17 protein-coding genes and 1 riboswitch are annotated in these 18,926 nt (G+C 40.9%); of the genes, 3 read left to right on the plus strand and 14 right to left on the minus strand.

The genetic code is table 11. From position 1 onward, the window contains the following. The first annotated feature begins 298 nt into the window (after nucleotides 1–298). Complete coding sequence (locus P8O16_RS15845) at nucleotides 299–1,705, plus strand: methylmalonyl-CoA mutase family protein (RefSeq protein WP_300316412.1); 1,407 nt, start codon at nucleotides 299–301, stop codon at nucleotides 1,703–1,705. Next, on the plus strand, nucleotides 1,702–3,834 hold the full coding sequence (gene scpA, locus P8O16_RS15850) for a methylmalonyl-CoA mutase (RefSeq protein WP_300316413.1): 2,133 nt from the start codon (nucleotides 1,702–1,704) through the stop codon (nucleotides 3,832–3,834). The genes P8O16_RS15845 and scpA overlap by 4 nt, the downstream gene beginning before the upstream one ends. Here scpA and P8O16_RS15855 read toward each other — a convergent pair. The 7 genes from P8O16_RS15855 to P8O16_RS15885 form a co-directional block, all read right to left on the minus strand. After that, nucleotides 3,831–4,145 (minus strand): hypothetical protein, encoded by a 315-nt coding sequence (locus P8O16_RS15855; RefSeq protein WP_300316414.1) that lies wholly within the window; start codon nucleotides 4,143–4,145, stop codon nucleotides 3,831–3,833. The genes scpA and P8O16_RS15855 overlap by 4 nt on opposite strands. Before the next feature lie 21 nt (nucleotides 4,146–4,166). Beyond that, nucleotides 4,167–5,489 (minus strand): acyclic terpene utilization AtuA family protein, encoded by a 1,323-nt coding sequence (locus P8O16_RS15860; RefSeq protein WP_300316415.1) that lies wholly within the window; start codon nucleotides 5,487–5,489, stop codon nucleotides 4,167–4,169. Nucleotide 5,490: 1 nt separating this feature from the next. Beyond that, nucleotides 5,491–6,777, minus strand: coding sequence for a citrate:proton symporter (locus P8O16_RS15865; RefSeq protein WP_300316416.1), 1,287 nt, complete (start codon nucleotides 6,775–6,777; stop codon nucleotides 5,491–5,493). 3 nt (nucleotides 6,778–6,780) lie between these two features. Beyond that, a complete protein-coding gene (locus P8O16_RS15870; protein ID WP_300316417.1) occupies nucleotides 6,781–8,325 on the minus strand; it encodes a carboxylesterase family protein in 1,545 nt (514 codons plus the stop codon). Between the two features lie 264 nt (nucleotides 8,326–8,589). After that, nucleotides 8,590–8,970, minus strand: a complete 381-nt coding sequence (locus P8O16_RS15875; protein ID WP_300316418.1) for a hypothetical protein — start codon at nucleotides 8,968–8,970, stop codon at nucleotides 8,590–8,592. 64 nt (nucleotides 8,971–9,034) lie between these two features. Beyond that, nucleotides 9,035–10,726, minus strand: coding sequence for an amidohydrolase (locus P8O16_RS15880; RefSeq protein WP_300316419.1), 1,692 nt, complete (start codon nucleotides 10,724–10,726; stop codon nucleotides 9,035–9,037). A gap of 12 nt (nucleotides 10,727–10,738) precedes the next feature. After that, nucleotides 10,739–11,191, minus strand: a complete 453-nt coding sequence (locus P8O16_RS15885; protein ID WP_300316420.1) for an SgcJ/EcaC family oxidoreductase — start codon at nucleotides 11,189–11,191, stop codon at nucleotides 10,739–10,741. A 254-nt stretch (nucleotides 11,192–11,445) separates the two neighbouring features. Between P8O16_RS15885 and P8O16_RS15890 the strand changes: the two genes are divergently transcribed. Further along, nucleotides 11,446–12,579, plus strand: coding sequence for an AAA family ATPase (locus P8O16_RS15890; RefSeq protein WP_300316421.1), 1,134 nt, complete (start codon nucleotides 11,446–11,448; stop codon nucleotides 12,577–12,579). Between the two features lies 1 nt (nucleotide 12,580). Here P8O16_RS15890 and P8O16_RS15895 read toward each other — a convergent pair whose 3' ends face one another. The 7 genes from P8O16_RS15895 to P8O16_RS15925 all read right to left on the minus strand — a co-directional run bounded on the left by P8O16_RS15895 (nucleotide 12,581) and on the right by P8O16_RS15925 (nucleotide 18,516). Beyond that, nucleotides 12,581–13,249 (minus strand): hypothetical protein, encoded by a 669-nt coding sequence (locus P8O16_RS15895; RefSeq protein WP_300316422.1) that lies wholly within the window; start codon nucleotides 13,247–13,249, stop codon nucleotides 12,581–12,583. A gap of 144 nt (nucleotides 13,250–13,393) precedes the next feature. Next, nucleotides 13,394–13,717 carry a 2Fe-2S iron-sulfur cluster-binding protein gene (locus tag P8O16_RS15900; RefSeq protein WP_300316423.1) on the minus strand — a complete coding sequence of 108 codons (324 nt, stop codon included), beginning with the start codon at nucleotides 13,715–13,717 and terminating at the stop codon, nucleotides 13,394–13,396. A gap of 15 nt (nucleotides 13,718–13,732) precedes the next feature. Next, nucleotides 13,733–14,737, minus strand: coding sequence for an NAD(P)/FAD-dependent oxidoreductase (locus P8O16_RS15905; protein ID WP_300316424.1), 1,005 nt, complete (start codon nucleotides 14,735–14,737; stop codon nucleotides 13,733–13,735). A 75-nt stretch (nucleotides 14,738–14,812) separates the two neighbouring features. Next, complete coding sequence (locus P8O16_RS15910; protein WP_300316425.1) at nucleotides 14,813–15,259, minus strand: MarR family winged helix-turn-helix transcriptional regulator; 447 nt, start codon at nucleotides 15,257–15,259, stop codon at nucleotides 14,813–14,815. A gap of 107 nt (nucleotides 15,260–15,366) precedes the next feature. Further along, nucleotides 15,367–16,347: an ABC transporter ATP-binding protein gene (locus P8O16_RS15915; RefSeq protein WP_300316426.1), complete on the minus strand. Its 981-nt coding sequence runs from the start codon at nucleotides 16,345–16,347 to the stop codon at nucleotides 15,367–15,369. 2 nt (nucleotides 16,348–16,349) lie between these two features. Further along, the gene (locus P8O16_RS15920) at nucleotides 16,350–17,381 is read right to left on the minus strand and encodes an iron ABC transporter permease (protein ID WP_300316427.1); all 1,032 of its coding nucleotides are present in this window, start codon (nucleotides 17,379–17,381) and stop codon (nucleotides 16,350–16,352) included. After that, complete coding sequence (locus P8O16_RS15925; protein ID WP_300316428.1) at nucleotides 17,371–18,516, minus strand: ABC transporter substrate-binding protein; 1,146 nt, start codon at nucleotides 18,514–18,516, stop codon at nucleotides 17,371–17,373. The genes P8O16_RS15920 and P8O16_RS15925 overlap by 11 nt, the downstream gene beginning before the upstream one ends. A gap of 98 nt (nucleotides 18,517–18,614) precedes the next feature. Continuing rightward, nucleotides 18,615–18,830: riboswitch (cobalamin riboswitch) on the plus strand. Nucleotides 18,831–18,926: the final 96 nt, after the last annotated feature.

The following is an 18,926-nucleotide window of genomic DNA, read 5'->3' on the forward strand; positions in this document are numbered from 1 at the left end:
TCAAAATTGAAGAAAATTAAGGTAAATAAAAAATCAAATTCTTTATAAAAATGTCATAATTCTGTAAATCTATACGAAAGCCCGAAAAAAACTTGGTCTATGGAAATAAACTTGCATAACATTTTTTTTCTCGCGAAAATCACACAAGAATAATAAGCTCCATAATTTCTATTTCTATCCTTTTTAGACACGATTAAAATCTTGGAACCCTAATCCACACCGGGGGCTTTAATCATTTCTCTTGGATTTCACTATTTTTGAAAGTAAGTGCCAAATAAGCCTTAATCAAAACCCAAATATGATCGAAAGAGATTTTTATCCATTTCCGGATTCTTCATATAACGATTGGATTGAACAGATTCAAAAGGATCTAAAAGGAAAAGATTTTGATTCAACTCTGACTTCCAAAGTTTGGGAGCACATCAAAATCTCTCCTTGCTATACAAAAGAAGCTGGAAAAGCATTTTCCCATCCTATTTTATTTAATCAACCTTCTCCATATCCCGGTCAAAATCCCAGAATCTCGTCAAATGTTGTTTCCATTTTTCCTGAGGATGAAAAATCTGCCAATAAGGAAATTCTTGAGACCCTCAACAATGGAGCTGAAGGACTAGTCCTGCACCTCACAGGTATAGAAAACCTCAATCAAATTTTAAGAGGAGTTCTGACAGAATATATTCAAATCTACTTCAATCCAATTGATGACCCTGCGGCAATGTTTAGTCAAATCGAAAATTGGATCGAATCGATCAGTTTGCGAACTGACATGCTTAATGGAGGTATTTTATGGTCACCTTCCTCCTCGCTATTTATGGGGCATGAGCAGTGGGATCAAGAGATTTCGACTGGAATTAGTCTTTTAAATTATTTCAAAAAGTTCAAGAATTTCTTCCCTATCACCATTGATCTCGCGCGCTATGCAAATGCAGGAGGTACAGGAATTCAAGAATTGACCTTTGGTCTCGGGGAGCTAGTAGAACTATTGGATGCCTTTGTGAGTAAAGGAATATCGGTAAGTGAGGCAATCGAACAGTTTGCTTTTTTGGCTTCTGCAGGTGAATTGCATTTTCCTGAAATCGCTAAGCTTAAAGTACTCCGGATTCTTATTTCCGAATTGGCTTTAAATCTTGGAGCGTCTAATTCTGAGGATTCATTTCACTTAATCGTATCGACTAGCCTGTGGACAAAAAGTCGAATGGATAAAAATTCAAATTTGATCCGGCAGACGTATGAAACTATGGCTGGAATAATCGGAGGAGCAAATTCAATTTGGGTAAGGCCGGTATCAGAAAAAACAGCCTCTGTTCTTGAAAAAAGGATTGCTCGAAACATCCCGATTATTTTGAAAGAAGAAAGTTATCTGGACAAAATCATGGATCCATCCGCAGGAGCTTATTTTCTGGAGGACTTAGAAAAGCAAATACATGAAAAAGTCTTGGCCCAATTAGCTGAATTGGAAAAAAACGGAGGTTGGAAAGTCAATTTTGATTCCCGCATAATTCATGAACAGATCAAATCCACAAGAAACTTCATTCAGGAAAGCGTACTTCAAGGTGATAAAAAACTGGTAGGTGTAAATAAATATCAAGGGAAAGCAGGTACTGTTGAAAATCTCTCATTTGAAAAAATTGAGGAAAAGGACTTTGAATTACTGCCTTCAAGAGCAAGTTATTTACTTGAAATCCAAAATTTAGCCAACTCATGAGACCAGATTTTAAAAATTGGAAAACTAAAGTAAGTTCTGTTCCTGAAGTAACGCATTCAGAAAGCTGGGAAACTTCAGAGCAAATCATTGTGTCGCCAGTGGTAGATGAAAAAGTATTTTATCAGCTGAGTCATCTGAATTTTGTGGCAGGCATTCCTCCATATCTCCGAGGCCCCTATTCTACCATGTACGTGATGCGTCCTTGGACTATTCGACAGTATGCGGGATTTTCTACGGCCGAAGAATCCAATGCCTTTTACCGAAAAAACCTTGCTGGAGGCCAAAAAGGTCTTTCAGTTGCTTTTGATTTAGCCACACACCGCGGTTATGATTCGGATCATCCAAGAGTAGCTGGAGATGTAGGTAAAGCTGGAGTCGCTATTGATTCTGTCGCAGATATGAAAATTCTGTTTGATCAAATTCCGCTTGATCAAATGTCGGTCTCAATGACTATGAATGGGGCAGTAATTCCAGTTTTGGCATTTTACATCGTAGCGGCAGAAGAACAGGGAGTCCCTCCTGAAAAGCTGAGTGGAACAATCCAAAATGATATTCTGAAGGAGTTTATGGTTCGAAACACCTATATCTACCCTCCTCAGCCATCGATGCGAATCATTGCGGATATCTTTGAGTTTACCGCTCAAAAAATGCCAAAATTCAATTCTATCTCTATTTCCGGTTATCACATGCAGGAAGCCGGAGCAACTGCTGATATTGAATTAGCCTATACACTTGCCGACGGATTAGAGTATTTGAGAACTGGAATCAAGGCTGGATTGGATATCGATGACTTTGCGCCAAGGCTTTCTTTCTTTTGGGGGATTGGCATGAATTATTTTATGGAGATAGCCAAAATGCGTGCAGCTAGACTGCTGTGGGCGAAAATCGTAAAACAATTCAATCCGAAATCCGAGAAATCTTTGGCACTTCGAACCCATTGCCAAACCTCCGGCTGGTCTTTGACTGAGCAGGACCCATTCAACAATGTAGCCCGAACTGCAATCGAGGCTCTGGGAGCAGTTATGGGACATACGCAATCCCTTCATACAAATTCACTGGACGAAGCCATCGCTTTACCAACTGATTTTTCCGCTAGAATAGCTCGAAATACGCAATTGATTTTACAGGAAGAGACTGGCGTCACAGCTACCGTGGATCCTTGGGGTGGATCGCATTATGTCGAATATCTGACAGATCAATTGGTGAACCGTGCCTGGACACTTATTGAAGAGGTGGAAGAATTGGGAGGTATGGCCAAAGCAATAGAGGCCGGACTACCAAAGCTGAGAATTGAAGAAGCCGCTGCAAAAAAACAGGCAAGGATTGACAGTGGAAAGGATATTATCGTGGGGGTCAATCGATTCCAAGTGGACGAAAAGTCTGAAATTGAAGTCCGTGATGTAGATAATGAAGCGGTGAAAGAGATTCAAATCGCAAGATTAAATCAGCTCAGAAAGGAACGAGATGAAAAGGCAGTTGCCCAAAGTCTTGCCGCACTTACGGAAAGTGCAAAATCAGGAAAGGGTAATTTATTGGAACTTGCCATCGAGGCAGCAAGAAAAAGAGCTACTTTAGGTGAAATCTCTCTTGCAATGGAGGAAGTTTTTGGAAGACATCAAGCCAAAACTCAATCGATCTCAGGAGTCTATGCATCTGCAATGGAAAATCAGGATTCATTCAAAAAGGCTACAGAATTATCTGAAAAATTCGCGACTCTTGAAGGGCGAAGACCTCGGATTATGGTTGCCAAAATGGGTCAAGATGGGCATGACCGGGGTGCCAAAGTCATTGCAACAGGATTTGCAGATCTAGGGTTTGATGTAGATATCGGACCACTTTTCCAAACACCTCAGGAGGTCGCAGAGCAAGCCATAGAAAATGATGTACATATCGTCGGGGCTTCTTCTCTGGCAGCAGGCCATAAAACATTAGTCCCTCAGTTGATTAAAGCTTTGAAAGAACTTGGACGTCCAGATATTATGGTGGTTGCAGGCGGGGTGATTCCTGCTAAAGACTACCAATTTCTTTATGATGCTGGAGTTGCAGCCATATTTGGACCTGGAACTGTGCTATCCGAGGCAGCGATCAGGATTTTGGAGAAGTTGATGGAGGACGAACATAAAGCCTAGCCAACCTCTATTTCCATTTCTAGTAAAGCGTAACTCAGTGACTTTCCATGGGTATCCATACCTATGGAAGTGGTGACTCCAGTGCCAAGGGCTTCAAAACAGGTGAATTGGATTGCATTTAACTCCGGTAAGACATATCGTTTTACCTCCCCTTGCAACTGGTTTTTTAAATGAATCTTTACTTTTTCGGCAGTTACATTATTTACAAGTTTGGAGAAGTCCTCCGGTTTAAAAGGAATCAAAGAAAGCAAAAGTGTATTTCCTTTATCCCCAGCTCTACCATGGGCAATGTTGGCAAGTTTTATCTTCATTTTAATGAGTTTTGAGAGTAATCAAGATTCCAGAATCGTGAGTATCGGATTGATTTTTTTTCTGTCCATTAGAATAGATACAACCCCCATTAACTCTTGAGTGTTTTTTCTCGCCCCACCGCCTCCTGCAGGGCCATTGGTATAAAGTGCTTCTACTTCCTCCCCAACAAGGTTAGCCAGTGTTTTATCAAAAGTCTTACCTACTGCTCTTACCCTTATTTCATAGGGACTTGAATCTTTGGAAAGCTCCATCCCGTGAAGTGAGCTTAAACCTATGTAGTCAATCCGGAACTCGTCATAGAGTTTCCCGATTCTCTTTTCAATGATTTCACCGGCCAAAAAAGCTCTTTCTTTAGCATTTGCTCCCGCATAAGAAATTTCACCTTCTCCTAAATATCCAGCGTTATAACCAACACTCACCTTCAAACTATCTGGAGCTTGTTTACCTAAACCTCCTGAAATGGAGATCTTATCAATCCCAATTTCTTGAATTTTTACTTTTGAAAAATCTGCTACCACATCTGGCGTGAGGTAGGCATGAGGATCAATGACTTCATAAAGCAATTGTTCCTTTGCGGTTTGAGAGGAAATCAAACCACCAGTTCCTGAAACTTTGCTAATTGTGGCATTTCCATTTGCCTCAACATCTACAAAAGGATGTCCCAATGTATCCATGTTCGGCACGGGTTTGCTTACCGGGTCTGCAAAATAACCTCCGGTAATTTGCCCTGCACATTCCATTAAATGTCCAATCATTGTTCCTTGCCCCATGAGATTGGGTTCATTTATATCCCATCCAAACTCATAAGCCAGTGGCGCAAGAAATAAGGAAGGATCTGCCACTCTTCCGGTAATAATGATGTTCGCATCAGTTTTTAAAGCAGGGATAATGGCATCGATTCCCAAATACGCATTGGCGGAAACCAAATCACCATACTCTTCCAGCAATTTCCCAGACTCCAGCGTAAATTCATTTCCAGTCAACTTCTCAAAAACATCATCTCCCTCTACGACTGCAACTTTCACAGGGATATTCAATGATTTTGCAATTTCAATGATTTTTTGTGCTCCTGCTTTTGGGTTTGCCGCTCCCATATTGGTGATTAATCGGATTCTGTTTTTGATTAAAAAAGGTAGAAGTCCTTTAATCCGCCTTTCTAGAAGTGGATCATAACCCAGATTTGGATCATTCTTTTTCCGCTTTTGTGCCAAAGAGATGGTTCTTTCAGCAAGGCATTCTAAAACCAAATAATCAAGATTTCCATATTCTGCAAGAATTAGTGCCGGCTCTAACCTGTCTCCAGAAAACCCGGCTCCGCATCCAATCCTAATTTTTTCTTTCATCCTAAACTGAGATAATACCCATTAAAATTGAAACTAATAAAATCACTAAAGTCACTAAAAAGGCAAGCGGAATTGTTTTCTTTTGATGATCTCCGAGCTCTACTCCTGCCAAACCGATCAATAAAAAAGTGGAGCCAGTCAACGGACTGATTGGAAACCCGGTCGTCATTTGGCCCATGATGGCAGCTTGTCCCACTTCCAGACCACTTGCTCCAAAATGCTCCGCAGTTGAAGAAAGTAAAGGCAAAATTCCAAAATAAAATGAATCCGGATCGAAGAGTAAACTGGCAGGCAAAGCAAGCAGCCCCGTCATCAATGGAAGCTGTCTTCCCAATGAATCGGGGAGAAAAGTTTCCACTGTAGCCGCCATTGCTTCCATCATTCCGCTGCCTTTAAGAATTCCTGTGAAACACCCGGCTGCAAATAAAATACTTGCCATTAACATAGCTTCCTTGGCATGTGAATCGATCCGCTGTTTTTGCATTTCCACTTTGGGGTAATTGATTAGCAAAGCGATTGCAAAAGCAACCATAAATACAACATAGGGAGGAGCCCAACCCAAAATAATGAAGGTAATCGCAGAAAGGATCAGAAGAATATTAATCCAAAAGAGTTTGGGTCTATGTAATGGATTTATTTCCTCATCAATAGATACCCTCGTGAGTGAATTTGGATCCTGAATCATCTTTTTTTCACTTTTACCCATAAAAAAAGCAATCCCTAACACGGTTACCAAGCCTGCTAAAAAAGGAATTAAAATCGGATTAAATAATTCCGTAACAGAAATATTCAATGCTGAGGCTGCCCGAATAGTTGGCCCTCCCCAGGGTAAAATATTCATAGTTCCTGCCGAAAGAGCAACAATACAGGCTAACGTAATCCGCCTCATCCCCATCTGATCGTATACGGGCGCCATTGCTGGAATCACCACTAAAAAAGTAACTGCCCCAGAACCATCCAAATGGACCAGCATTGCTAAAATGGCAGTAACCACGGTGATTTTGACGGGGTCATTCCCCGCAATTTTAAGCAATCTGGAAATGATAGGCTGGAAAGTCCCGGCATCCAAAAGGATCCCAAAAAAAAGGATCGCAAACACGAACATTACTCCTGTGGGTGCAATAGCCTGAAGTCCTTCACCAATCATCAGAGGAAGTTCTGAAGTTTTACCGGCTAGAATTCCTGTAATTATTGGGATGAGAGTTAAGGCAATGACCGGAGATGCCTTTTTGGTAATTACAATAATCAAAAGAAGAACAATAGTCAAAAGCCCTAAAAATGCTAGCATCACTTATCGATTTAAACTTTCAAGAAATTTGATCTGCGGCCAGAAAGGTAAAGCTCGGGATTGGACTTTATCACCTAGGTCAATCACTAAAGGGTTTTCAGGATCAAAAATAGGCCATTTCGGCAATCCCTCTGCATTCGGATTTCCGGTTTTCACAAAATTAATCCAGTAGCTTGACATCGTTTTTTCCAAGTCATAATCTTCTTGTTCAAAAGGCCGGTTCCAGTTTCTTAAGGTATGTAAAGCATAGCTAAACTCGGCTGAATGGAAAGCTCCATAATTGGGTTCTCCAGGTGGAACTCTGGTGAAATAGTAAACATATGCGTCTTTTGTCCCTAATTCACTTTGCATTTTAGCCCAGGTATAATTCTGTAATCCGAAGGATAATACAGCTTGCATATTTTGGGTCTCAGTAAGTTCTTCTATACTGGTGGCGGGAAAAAGATCAAGAAATTCTCCTGCACGCCCTCCATATTGTTTTTTGGCATTAGACTTAAATTCAGCCGGTGTCATGGGTGGATTTCCTGAAACACGGTCGTCTGCATTCCAGCCTGTCAGCAGAGTCACATCGGAGAAACTTCTGTTTTCAAAGCTTTGTCTGACGTTGGGAATTACCTTATTATCGATCACTGGACCAAATCTTCCCGGGATTTTCAAAAGACTATCTGCTGGTATTTCTCGAAGCTCTGTAACAGTGAAAATCCCAGCATTTTCTAACATCTTCTTTCCGTTTTCCTCAGCACCCGTAAGTCCGGACACCAAACCTGACCCTCTATTAAACATCCCTCCACTTTGAGCAATAGCTTTATGAAAAAGACCCTTGGCTTTTGGGGAAACTACCAAGGCATTTACACTGAAAGCTCCGGCAGATTGTCCGGCAATGGTGACATTATCAGGATCACCTCCAAATTGAGCAATATTTCTTTTTACCCATTCCAAAGCAGCGATTTGGTCTAGAATCCCATAATTTCCCGAGGTTTGATCTGGATTTTCCTGAGACAATTCTGGATGTGCCAAAAATCCGAAAATGCCTACTCTGTAATTTAAATTAACTACTACAACTCCCTCTTTAGCTAAATCTTCTCCATCATATAAGGGCACAGTATTTCCTCCGGAAGCAAAACCTCCTCCATATATCCAAACCATCACTGGCCTTTTTTCATTGGTATTTTCTGCCGCAGTCCAAATATTCAGGTAAAGGCAGTCTTCAGAGATCGGTTCTTTTGGTATCAAAAATTCAGATGACCAAGAAAAGAAGGGAACCGGTGGATCCTGGATTGGAGCTGCTGGATTTTCAGTGCAAGCTTTAATACCCTCCCAAGGCTGGACGGGCTGAGGGGCCTTCCATCGCAATTTGCCAACGGGAGGAGTTGCGAAAGGAATCCCTTTAAAAATCTTTACTTGTCCCGAATTGTCGATTTTTCCTGAAATAAATCCTCCCTCTACTTCCATTTTTTCTATTTTAACCAAGGTGAAATCCTGAGTATTTTGACAGGAGAAAAAGAAGATCATTATAATGAAAGCTGGCAACAGAAAAAGAATTCTCATAGGGATTTAGGTTTGTATAAATTCAAATTGTATCCATGATCAATACATATTTGAAAGAATACATTTCTAAGTAAATACGATTTTTCATGAGAAGCAATTAATAAAATGCTGACTGGTAGTACATCTCCAGAAACTGAATATTCCTTTTCTGAGCTTGTGAACTGGTGATTTTTTTAAGCCCTGACTACAAATTAAAAGAAGTTGAAATAAAAAAATCAGGGTAATCTTTCTCCTCTTTAGTATTTAACTCAAAACCATCAAAAGTCAAAAGATTAGTACTGCTTTGCTATTCTCACAGATCACTCCACTTGGTCTAGTCACCAAAGCACAATCTGAAATTGCTCCCGATCGCTTGTTAAAATCCGCCTGCAACTCAGTGTAGCGTTGAACCAATTCCAGAAATCTCTTCTCATCGATTTTTCTTGAATACGCGATGTAAGCCATCGGGCCTCCACAAGGCTTACTTCCAACTGGCGTGAAGGTCCAGTCATTCGCATCCGTACAATTCTGAGAGCTGGCAAGTTGATTAATTTCTGTCCAAAGTTGATCCAAGGCAATTGGTGAGGCATCAACTGCGCCATCGTTGCTTGAAAGATTACAACCAATTACTAAAAAGAAGGATAGAAACAACGCAACGTTTTTCATTGTATTTAGATTTCGAAAATAGAACGGCTAGCTTAGAAGCAGGTTTTGGTTTGGGATGAAAATCCTATTCTTTCGAATAAATAATTTTCCCGTCCACAATTGTAGTTTCAACTTTTACCTGATGAATTTTCATTGGATCAATAGTGAAAACATCATCGGAAAGAACTATTAAATCAGCAAGGTATCCGGCTTTCAGTAGTCCTTTTCGATCCTCTTCAAAGGAAGAAAATGCGCCCATAAACGTGTAAGCTTTCATCGCGTCAAAAATACTGATTCGCTCTTGAGGGACCCAGCCTTCTTCGGGATAGCCGGAAGGATTTCTGCGGTTTACCGCATCATGAATCCCGCGAATTGGGTTTATGCTGATACATGCTGGCCAATCGCTGCTAAACACCAACTGGGCATCTGCATCCAAAAGTGATTTCCAAGCGAAGGAAAAAGGGAGGCGCTCCTCTCCTACAGCCTTTGACCAAACTGTCGTAGTACCAGGTTCGGCATGAATGGGCTCCATACTTGGCAAAATCCCGGCTTTTGCAAAACGAGGTATATCATCAGGGCTAATCGTCTCGATATGCTCCACACGATGTCGTTTGCCTTGGGAATTATTCTCCGACATCGCTTTTTCATAGGCATTCAAGACTTCGCGAACACCTCGATCTCCGATCGCATGCGTATAAAGTCGGAAACCATTCGCATCAAGAGTTTTAACCAGTCTCTGGTAACCCTCGATAGTAAAATTCAACTGGCCTAAAGCCAATGGATCGGTTGTCGGAAGATCTGAATATGGTGCTAACATAGCTCCGGTGTGACCTTCGATGACACCATCGATCATAAACTTGATGGCATCAGCTCTTAGCCAAGGGTTCGCAGTTCCGACACTGTCTTTCAAGAATCTGAAGCGATCAAGTTGGTCCGATGGAGTCTCCTCTGAAACTGAAAATGCCGCAGCATAGCGAAGTGTTAATTCCCCATTCTCATATAATTTTTGGAAAAGTCGGAGGTCATTTTCCGAACCAGAAGCATTTTGGACCGAAGTGATTCCAAGAGAAGCTGCGTAAGTCAAGCCTTTTCGAAGTCCATTTAATTGATCTTCGAAAGTATCCTCCGGAACAAATTTCCCAACCAAACCCATGGCACTTTCCTTCAATGCACCGGTAAGTTTTCCGCTTCTATCCTTGACGATTTCTCCAAATCCAGTAAATTCAGTTTGTTCATCCAGTCCTGCTATCTCCAGTGCTTTCGGATTAGCATAGGCCGAATGCCCATCATACGCTTTGATAAAAACTGGTCGGTCAATATCCAAAACCTTCATTGTTTCGTGGTCTGGAAGCCCCGATTCAAAGAAGGTATATTGCCAACCTCTGCCAGTAATCCATTCTTTATCTGGATTCTCCGCAATGAATTTTAAAGTGCTATTGATCGCTGCTTCATAGTTTTCCGCTCCTGATAGTTCTACTTGGGTCAAGCCCATAGATCCTCCCAAAAAGTGGATGTGTGCATCATTGAAACCTGCCGTGACCAATTTCCCACCCAAATCCAAAAGTTGGGTTTCCGCTCCTGCCAAAGCCAGAATTTCCTCCGAATTGCCAGTGGAAATAATCAAGCTATCCCGGATAGCAATTGCTTCTACAAAAGAATTTTCAGACTCCCCTGTCCAAACTTTTGCGTTATAGAGAATCAAGGTTGGGGGCTTAACTGCTTCTTTACACTGAAAAAAAAGAAGTGAAATAAAGATTAGAAAGAGTGATTTTCGCATGGGTAAAATTAATTAATTCCCTGAACTGGGTAGCATATTTCGAATGGCAGAGATTCTCCACTTTTTATCGCTTTCTATCACCATGAAACTACTCCACATTTTCCTGACAGTTCCATCCGGGTTTTTTATTTCATATCGGGCATCAACCAGAGCTACTGTTTCTGCTAAAAACCTGATTCTTTCCACATGAAGTGTTCTTTCACTAGGATTAGAGGTTGAGCTTTCCATCATTCCCTTGATTGCTTCGTTGATACCAGATCGCCAAACGCCCGACGATACTAATTGGTCAATGTCCTTGGTGAGTATTTGTTTCAACAAGACGGTATCTTTCGTATCTCTGGATTTGGTGTAGGAATTAATCAGGTTTAAAATCGCCTGGGAATCCTCCTTGGTATGCGCAGAAGTCTGGGCGTAGGTTTGCGCAATCGAAAGAAAAATCACCAAGGTAAAAAAGAACGTTTTCATCAGCAGCGGTCATTAATATTTTACAAATTAAGAATTACTGCCCAAATAGATCTTAAAAATTAGACTGTTTAGAAAGGTTGAAGTAAAGAGTTCACCTCCCATTTAGAAGATCAAAAAGACTCCAAACATCCTATTTTATGTAAATTGCGCCGGTCAACCAGCCTAATTAATATTAATTGCGCCGGGTAACCAGCCTAATTAAAAAAAAATAAGTTACTTTTATACTTTCCAAGATTTCAAAATCAAATTTTCAAATGGAAGTAGCACGATTCATTGAGACCAAATTAATTGCCCAAATAGGCAAGCAAAAGGTATTGATGCTTTTTGGAAGTCGGCGAACTGGGAAAACGACCATAATCGACCGTATCAATGAAGCTTACAAAGAAGAAACACTGATGCTACTTGGCGAGGACATTCAAGTATCCGAGTATCTGCAAACTAGAACCGTAACCCAATACAAAGAATTGATTGGCGATAAAAAACTGGTGATTATCGATGAGGCACAGGTAATTCCAAACATAGGTAAGATCTTGAAATTGATGATCGATTCGATCAAAGGAATCACCATAATCGCTACAGGAAGCAGTAGTTTGGATTTGGTCAATAATACCGGAGAACCTTTAGTTGGAAGACAATTGGAGTATCAGCTTTTCCCATTGGCTCAAGTCGAATTATCCAAAAATGAAAACAAGCTGGATAGCATTAATCACCTGCCAAATAGATTGATTTATGGCGGATATCCAGAGTTGATACACCTCGATTCACTTACTGAAAAGGAAGCGTACTTGAAGTCTTTGGTCAATTCCTATTTATTGAAGGATCTATTGGCTTTGACTATGGTCAAGGGAGCAGATGTTTTATTGAAACTTTTGAAACTACTTGCCTTTCAAATCGGTAGCCAAGTAAGTACGGTAGAGCTTGCAAATAGCCTTCAAATCAATAAGGAAACCGTGGATCGGTACTTGGATCTGCTTTCAAAAGTCTTTATCATTTTCCCGCTAGGTGGATTCAGCCAAAACCTGAGAAAAGAAGTCTCAAAATCAAAAAAATGGTACTTCTACGACAATGGGATTCGAAATGCCTTAATCAATAACTTTAGCCCCCTCAATTATCGAAATGATATCGGTCCGATGTGGGAACAATGGATGATCACCGAGCGAATGAAATTAAATGCTTCAAAAAACTATTTTCCAGCTTATTACTTTTGGCGAACCTACGATGGCCAGGAAATAGATCTCTTGGAAATCAATAGTCAACAGGAAATGCAGGGTTTGGAATTCAAATGGACTAAGGGAAAATCGAAAATTCCTGCTGCTTTTGCAAAAGCTTATCCCAATGCAAAATGGGATGAAGTCTCTCGGGAAAATTATTGGGACTGGGTGGTATAAGCTAAAAAACACTTAAATGATAATTCATTGAATTCGGGTATTGACTGTTTTTTAGTATAATGAAAAATCGACAAACAGTAGGGATTTCATTATCGCTGAAATCCTCAATAGCCCACCCTGTATTTTCCAACTTATCTATCAATTCTTCATCTAACTTATCGCCAAAGCCTTTCAACACTTGAACATCATTCCAATAGTTCAATCGGTCTACAGAAACCTCGAAAACTGCATAGGCTGGAGTTGAGCTTGATGTTTTCAATTTCCAAAGACCACTACTGAAATCACTACTTCTAAAATCTACCTCAAATGTTAAGGCAGAGCCCAAGTCAAGTTGCTTAAGCTGCTTTAAAAGCGGAATCTCCTCATCATCCTGTTGAATATAATCTAAAGGAAACCATCTCGAACAATAGCTTAGAAATGGTTTTTTTAAGATCTGATCCTCATACAGATAAACCAAAAACTCTTCTCCAGGATGTAGATAAATAGTACACATAGTGGGAGCTGTATCTGGGTTTAGAATAAAAAATTCTTTGATTTTAATTCCTTTGATACTCTCATAAACTTCAAATTTAACCTTGAGCAAACTTGAATCATTGGGATAAGATTCAACAGCAATGACCTTCCCTGAAACTACTGCAATTGAGCTGAGATAGGATTGACTTAAAGGCAAAGGGTAACAAGAACATCCTATTGCCACAAGTGAAAAATGAAAAAAATAAGGCCAATTTGAAAGTTGTTCCCATGTATCCAAATTAAAAAAAACCACTCCTTTCGGAGTGGCTTTAACAATTCTTAATTATCTATTGGCAGTAATTTAAACTACATCTTCTCCCCTTAACTTCACCACAGCTCCCTCCAAAATATCTCCAATTCGGATTTGGCAGGCCAAACGGGAAGTCGGGTAATATTCGGGCAGGTTTTCCAATTGATCCAATTCCACATCGGTGGCATCGCCCAATCCTTCTTTTCCTTCCAAAATCTCCACATGACAAGTCGCACAAAGCGCCATTCCACCACAGGTGGCCAATATAGGATATTCGTAAGCCTTAAGAATTTCCATCAAACTTAAGCCCATATCCTCCGGGGCTTCATGCTCCTGACGATTGCCTTCCTGATCTTCTACGGTGAAATTTATCATGCTGCAAAAATAGAATTAAAATGCATTTACACCATTTACTGTAGTGTATTTGAAACTTAATTTTTGATCTGGGTAGACGTATTTGAAAGCAGAATGCATCATAATGGCCGCTTCATGGAATCCACAAAGGATCAGTTTCAGTTTTCCTGGATACGTATTGATATCGCCGATCGCGTAAATTCGCTCCACTCCTGTAGAGTAATCACGTGTATCCACTTCAATCGCATTCTTATCGATACTCAAGCCCCAGTCTGCAATAGGCCCCAATTTCGGACTTAAGCCGAAAAGCGGAATCAAGTAATCTGCTTCAATTTTTATTTCTTCTTTGGACTTCCCTTCTAAAGTCACTGAATTCAATTTTCCATTGCCATTTACTTCTTTCAAATTGGCAGAAAGTATCAAATCAATTTTACCTTGATTGGCCAAGTCAAATACTTTAGCAGCGGAATCAGGTGCACCTCGGAAGGTCTCATTTCGGTGTACCAAAGTTACTCGCTCGGAAACCTTTGAAAGGTAAATAGCCCAGTCTAAGGCAGAATCTCCTCCGCCCGCAATGACTACTTTTTTGTCACGGAAGGTTTCGGGATTTTTTACCATGTAGGTAATTCCTTTGCCTTCGAAAGCCTCCAGATTTTCCAAAACAGGCTTTCTTGGTTCAAAACATCCTAATCCGCCAGCGATAATAATCACTTGAGCGTGCACATGTGTTTTGTCGCTTGTAGTGACGATAAATGAACCGTCAGCTTGCTTATCTAAGTGATCTACCCGCTCACCCAATGTGAAGGTTGGCTTGAAAGGCTTGGCTTGCTCCATTAAATTATCAACTAGATCCTGAGCTTTCACTTCAGGATAACCCGGGATATCATAAATGGGCTTTTGAGGGTAAATCTCTGAAAGCTGACCACCAATTTGTGGCAGGGCATCAATCAAATGACAACGCATTTTGAGCAATCCTGCTTCAAAAACTGCAAATAGGCCAACCGGGCCGGCTCCGATAATACAAAGATCTGTGTGAATCATTCGCTGTAGACTTTATGGGAAAACCCCTGAAAACTCAATATTGTTCGTATAAATATTATTCGTGCACTAACTTTATTATTCCAATTCCTGACCACCTAGATTTTGGTAAATCGTATCCAGAATTCGCTTGAATTCTTGAAAATCGTTATCTGAAAGATTCTCCCATGCTTTTTCTCGAATCTCCAGAATTTGAGGGCGAAGTGCGCTGACCTTCGCCAGCCCGGTTTCAGTAAGGTGTAATTGAAAACTGCGGCGATCCATGGGATGGGGAACTCGCTCCACATATCCTTTTTTACAAAGCAAATCCAGGATTCGAGTGAGTGTTGGATGATCTTTGAAAACCAAATTGGCTAATTCAGTTTGACTCAAATGACCATTTTCTGAAAGATTTTTTAAAACCAACCATTGATCGACGGTAACATCAAAGTCTCCTGACTTGAACTGCTGCTGCGCATATTGCTTCACTTTTCGCGCCGTGCGATCGAGAAGAAAAGAATAGCGAGCAAATTGTTCTTGTGTCATACCAATAATTAGTATGACAAATATATAAATTTTCTTTATCCGAATTATAATTCTACCTGAAATTGCATGTCAGAAACCTCTTTCAGCCATTGAATAACGGGCTTATTCTAATAGCTTTTCTGATTAAAAATAAAATCAACTAACTCTCCGATTCGATGAAATTCCTGATCTAAATAACACAAGGTAAAATCACCCTCCGAAATAAAAACAGGGTGTTCTAATTCGTTGATCCCTGCTTTTTCAAGTGCCTTTTTCACCCAGAAAGAAACTACAGGATTGCCTTCAAAGATCATTTTTGAAATAGGCTTTCGTTGTTCAATTTTTCCTTTTTCGATATTAAATAGGAATTCCTCTCCGGGTAAAATCCGGTCTAGTTGACCAGTGACTACCAAATCCTCCGGAAGTCCGGCAATTAAAGGTACACCCGCACCCAAAAGCAGAAGCCGATCGGCTGTCTCTAGGGCAATTTCCAAATCGTGCGTTACCACTAAAATCGATTTATGCTGTTTCTTAGCTATCTCTCGAAGTAGATGCATTATTTGATAGCGGTTCACCAAATCCAAATGTGCGGTGGGTTCGTCAAGTACCATCAACTTCCCGTCCTGTGCCAAGGCACGAGCTATCATTGCTTTTTGACGCTGTCCGTCACTGATTTCGGACAATCGCTCATCTTTGAGATATTCTATTTTGGTGAGATACAGTGCGTTTTCGACCAAATCCCGATCATGGGCATCCAGTCTACCTGTCCATCCGGTATGTGGAATTCGCCCCAATGCCACCAACTGTCCTACGGTCATATTTCCAGGAAGTACCGGCTCCGAAAGCACTACAGACAATGCTTTGGAAAGTTCGGAAGTTGAAAAGCTTTGGACATCTTTATTATTCAAAATCAATTCCCCTCCCCATGGTTTCAGCTGACCAAGGATTGCTTTAATCAAAGTCGATTTACCAACACCATTCGGCCCCAAGAGACAAGTCAATTCATTTTCAAAAAGTTGAAAGCTCAAATTTTCAAGAACCGCTTTTTTCGGTTTTCGATTTGGATAGCCGAGAGTCAGATTTTTTGCTATGATTGTTGCTTTCTTCATGGCTAGAATTCCTTACTAAAATTTCTCTTTAAGACCAACCCGATCACAATGGGAGCGCCTACCAAAGAAGTCACCGCATTGATAGGAAGCGTCTGCGCCGAACCTGGAAGCTGTCCGATTACATCGCACAATAGCAACAAAATAGCCCCAAGCAAAGCAGTGGCTGGAAATAAGACCCGATGATCTGCTGTCTTCCAAATGATTCGAGCAAGATGAGGCACTGCAATTCCGATGAATGCAATCGGTCCACAAAAAGCCGTAATACTGCCAGCAAGCAAGCCCGTACTCAGGATCATCATCCAGCGTAGGTAAGCGGGGTTTACTCCCATACTTTTTGCATAGCGCTCACCCAGTAACATCGCATTGAAAGATTTGACAGAAAATATAATCGGAAAAATCCCGATCAGCACCACAGTACTCAAGACCAAGACTTGAGGCCAAGCCAAACCTCCGAGGCTACCCATAGACCAAACGGTAAATAGCTTCAGCGCATCCGCTCCAGAAAAGTATGACAAAACCGAAACGATCGCAGAAACTGCCGATCCAAACATCAAACCAACAATCAAAAGAGTCATACTATCTTGGATGCGCCATGCAACCAAACTGACTAAAACCATCACCAAACCTGCTCCAAGTGTTCCTGCTCCCACAATTGCCCAGGCACTCAAACCGCTACTAAGGGCTGCGATACCAAAAGCAGATCCTGCTAACATCAGCAAAGCCACGCCCAAACCAGCACCTGAACTAATACCTAAAACAAATGGTCCTGCTAATGGATTTCTGAAAAAAGTCTGCATCTGAAGCCCGCTTAAACTCAAACCAATGCCTGCCAAAATTGCCACTGATGCCTTCGGCAAACGGTAGTTTAAGATGATTTGGGCATGGGAAGTTTTGATCCAGTCCCCAACAAGTAAACCTTCCAGAATCTCATCAGGATAAATGGAAACTGAGCCCAAACTGATGTTCAGTAGAAAACTGAATATCAGAGCCAGGATTGCTATAAAAAAGAGAACAGTGGTTCGACTATTTTTCATTGAGTTGCTTGTAAAAATACAACTCATAGTCAGGAAGTAAGTTTGGATGGAGAATTTTCATAAGATCTTTTAAGATTAAATCGGGTCGCATGTAACCTAATTCAAAATATTCCAATCCACCAGTACCCCCTCTTTTCTGGGTATATGTAAATACATTTCCATCCTTAAACGCTTTAATGGCTTGATATCTTGGCTCGATTTCCCCCATTTTTTGCAAGGAAACAAAATCCGCAGAACCAATCCAAAAATCCGACTCCATTGCTTCTTCCAGGACAAACTCATAATTCAACTGCAAACTTCCCGTACCTGCTTGGTCTTCGAAAACGTAGTTGCCCCCAGCATTTTTGAGAATTTGGGCACCCCAACTATCACTTCCCGGGGCATACCAAATATCTTGATACATCACCCCGCTTAAAACTGTTGGTTTTCCTATTTCCGGGATTTCATTTGCCAACGCCATCGCTTGAAGATATTCTTTCTCCACTTGCTCAAAAACAACTTTTGCTTCTTCGTATTTCCCCAAAAGAATCCCGGTAAACTTAATCCACTCAGCTCTTCCCAAGGGATGCTGTTCTACATATTCTCCGTTGATAATCGCCGAAATTCCAGCCGTCTCTAGGAGCTCAAAATACCTTAAATCATCGCCAAGTGTAGAAATCATGACCCAATCCGGATCAAGTTCGATGATCATCTCCGGATTCGCTGCAGGACCGGAACCTAGATCTTGAACTTTTCCATCTTCGATCAACTTCCTTGTGATTTTTGATGAAATCAAATCAAGCTGGGGAAAACCAATTAGCTTTTCACTTTCTCCAAGAAGATCCAAATGGGGGATTTGTGTAGTCGATGTCAATATTACTCTTGAAATTGGTAGCTGGATCAACCCATCAAAATCACCCTCAGGTATTTTCTCATTTTCTTCTACGACCACATAGCGAAAAGTCTCCTCTGCACCTGTCCAAGGCTGAGTCACCTCGATCTCCCAAAACCCATCTCCCTTCGAAATCGAAAAACCTTTTGCATAGGACAATTCAACTTTTTCAGAAGTTACCGCAACTGATAAATTCTCCTGATTACATCCAAAAATGGATAGAATCATACTGAGAATCAGGAATTGACCGAAGCGATTTTTCAAGAGTAATGGGTGATTTATTGGTCGGCAAATTACGGATTAGAACTTCCCCTTTCCAAAAAAGTAAAGCAATGATCTTTTTTCATCTTAGAAATGAAGCTATGTTTGCATTGGAAATAGGTTCCCAATCTCGTATTCTGAGCGCTTGGGATTAAAAGGGAATTCGGTAAATGCCGAAGCTGTCCCCGCAACTGTAAGCCCTGTGGAGTGATCCACAAAGATTTGTCACAAAAAGCCATTGCTCCGAAACGAATTCGGAATGAGAAGGCGGCAAATTGGGGTGAGCCAGGAGACCTGCCTGATTCCATGATTCTGTGCTTTCGGAGGAAAAGCGAAGAAGATTTGTATCAAAAGTCAGCGGGTAAGCTCGTTTGGCTCAGTTTCATGTCTTCCTATTTCTCTTCAAGCCCGAA

It is taken from the genome of Algoriphagus sp., from assembly GCF_029254265.1.
Lineage (GTDB): Bacteria > Bacteroidota > Bacteroidia > Cytophagales > Cyclobacteriaceae > Algoriphagus.